Origin of the sequence: uncultured Sphingomonas sp. (genome assembly GCF_964021865.1) — a bacterium.
Classification (GTDB): Bacteria; Pseudomonadota; Alphaproteobacteria; order Sphingomonadales; family Sphingomonadaceae; genus Sphingomonas.
The window spans coordinates 1-2,296 of record NZ_CAXIAM010000105.1 but is presented as its reverse complement, the minus strand read 5'-3'; the positions used below and the strand labels follow the sequence as shown (position 1 = coordinate 2,296).

Sequence of the window (2,296 nt, the reverse complement as noted above, 5' to 3'; positions counted from 1 at the left end):
TGATCGCGGTCAACCATCTCGAAGGCCATGCGCTCAGCCCGCGGCTCGCCGACCCCGACCTCGACTTTCCCTATCTGTTGCTGCTCGTCTCGGGCGGGCATTGCCAGTTGCTGCTGGTCGAGGGCGTCGCGCGCTATCGCCGACTGGCGACGACGATCGACGATGCCGCGGGCGAGGCGTTCGACAAGACCGCCAAGATCCTCGGGCTCGGCTTCCCCGGCGGCCCGGCGGTCGAACGCGCCGCCGCCACCGGCGATGCGCGTGCTGTGCCGTTGCCGCGCCCGCTGAAGGGCTCGCCCGAGCCGCATTTCTCGTTCGCGGGGCTCAAGGCGGCGGTGGCGCGGATGGCGCCCGACCATGCCGCCGCCGATGTCGCGGCGAGCTTCCAGCAGGCGGTGGTCGATTGCCTGATCGACCGCACGCGCCGCGCGCTGGACCGGTCGGGCGGCGCAACCGCCTTGGTCGTCGCAGGCGGGGTGGCGGCGAACGGCGCGGTGCGCGCGGCATCGCAGGCGCTGGCGGCCGAGCACGGTCTGCGCTTCGTCGCGCCGCCGGGCTGGCTGTGCACCGACAATGCCGCGATGATCGCCTGGGCGGGGGCGGAGCGGTTCGCCGCCGGGCTCACCGATCCGCTCGACACCGCGGCGCGCGCGCGCTGGCCGCTTGATCCGGATGCGGAAAAGGTGCGCGGCGCGGGGGTGAAGGCATGAGCGGCGCGATCGGCGTCATCGGCGCGGGCGCCTGGGGCACCGCGCTCGCGCAGGTCGCCGCGACGAACGGGCATGAGGTGCGATTGTGGGCACGCGACCCGGCGCTGGTCGCGGCGATCAACGCGACGCAGGAAAACGCCGCCTATCTGCCCGGCATCCCGCTTTCGCCGCGGATCCGCGCGACCGGCGATCTGGCGTGGGTGGCGGAGGCGGCGGCCAATCTGATCGTCACGCCGGCGCAGGCGATGCGCACCGTGCTGGCGCAGCTCCCCGCCAATGCGCAGCCGCTGGTGGTCTGCTCGAAGGGGATCGAGGCGGGGACGCATCTGTTGATGAGCGAGGTGGCGCAGGAACAGCATCCCGGCTCGCCGGTGCTGGTGCTGTCGGGGCCGACTTTCGCGCATGAGGTCGCGCGCGGGCTGCCGACCGCGGTGACGCTCGCCGGGCAGCACGAAACGACGCGCGCACTGCTCGCCACTGCGATCGCCGCACCACATTTCCGTCCCTATGCGTCGAACGACGTGATCGGCGCGGAGATCGGCGGCGCGGTGAAGAACGTGCTCGCGATCGCGTGCGGGGTCGTCGACGGCGCGGGGCTGGGGCAGAATGCGCGCGCGGCGCTGATCGCGCGCGGCTTTGCGGAGATGACGCGCTTCGGGTTGGCAAAGGATGCACGCGCGGAGACGCTTGCGGGGTTGTCGGGGCTCGGCGATCTGGTGCTGACCTGTTCGTCGACCGCCTCGCGCAATTTCTCGCTCGGCGTCGGGATCGGCCGTGGCGAAGCGGCGGCGGACTTGCTGACGAACCGCCGCACCGTGGCGGAGGGCGCCTATACCGCGCCGGTGCTGCTGGAGGCGGCGCAGGCGGCCGGGGTGGAGATGCCGATCACCGCCGCGGTGTGCCGGTTGCTGGCGGGCGAGGCGGTGCGTGGCGTGATCGACGATTTGCTCGCGCGGCCGTTGCGCGAGGAGGTCTAGCCTCACCGTCGTCCCCGATCCTTTCCCGTCACCCCGGCGAAGGCCGGGGTCCAGCGGGGAAGGCTGGTGTAACGGAGCGCAACGTTCTTCATGATCGTGCCGCCACTGGACCCCGGCCTTCGCCGGGGTGACGGGGAATGGGGCGAAGCCGCGTCGTCGGTCGGGCTTGGCCCGCCGGCCGGGCGGGGCGTTGCTGGCGCAGCGGCGCGGGCGTGGCCGCGCCTGCGCCCCGCCTCAGTCGAACAGCGACGAGACGCTCGCTTCGTCCGAAATCCGCCGCATCGCCTCGGCGACCAGCGGCGCGATCGTCAGGTGGCGGATCTTGCCGGCATCCTTGATCGTGTCGTGGTTGCCGATCGAATCGGTGATGACCAGCTCGTGCAGCGCCGATCCCTCGACCCGCGCCACCGCGCCGCCCGACAGCACGCCGTGCGTGACATAGGCGACGACATCCTCCGCCCCCGCTTCCTTGAGCGCCGCGGCGGCATTGCACAGCGTGCCCGCCGAATCGACGATGTCGTCGATCAGGATACAGAACCGCCCCTCGACGTCGCCGATGATGTTCATCACCTCGGATTCGCCTGCGCGCTCGCGGCGCTTGTCGACGAT

3 protein-coding genes are annotated in these 2,296 nt (G+C 72.0%); 2 read left to right on the top strand and 1 reads right to left on the bottom strand.

The window, feature by feature from the left end; translation table 11 throughout:
* Positions 1–710, top strand: a 710-nt coding sequence (locus tag AADI75_RS16075) for a tRNA (adenosine(37)-N6)-threonylcarbamoyltransferase complex transferase subunit TsaD (protein WP_341209991.1), incomplete at its 5' end; no start/stop codon positions are given.
* Positions 707–1,687, top strand: coding sequence for an NAD(P)H-dependent glycerol-3-phosphate dehydrogenase (locus tag AADI75_RS16070; protein WP_341209990.1), 981 nt, complete (start codon positions 707–709; stop codon positions 1,685–1,687). The genes AADI75_RS16075 and AADI75_RS16070, both read left to right, overlap by 4 nt.
* 234 nt (positions 1,688–1,921) lie before the next feature.
* Here AADI75_RS16070 and prs read toward each other — a convergent pair.
* Positions 1,922–2,296, bottom strand: a 375-nt coding sequence (prs, locus tag AADI75_RS16065) for a ribose-phosphate diphosphokinase (RefSeq protein ID WP_341209989.1), incomplete at its 5' end; no start/stop codon positions are given.

What these genes read in the sequence shown, in the direction of transcription:
- AADI75_RS16070 (WP_341209990.1), top strand. Translation starts at nt 707, where the DNA reads ATGAGCGGCGCGATCGGCGTCATCGGCGCGGGCGCCTGGGGCACCGCG.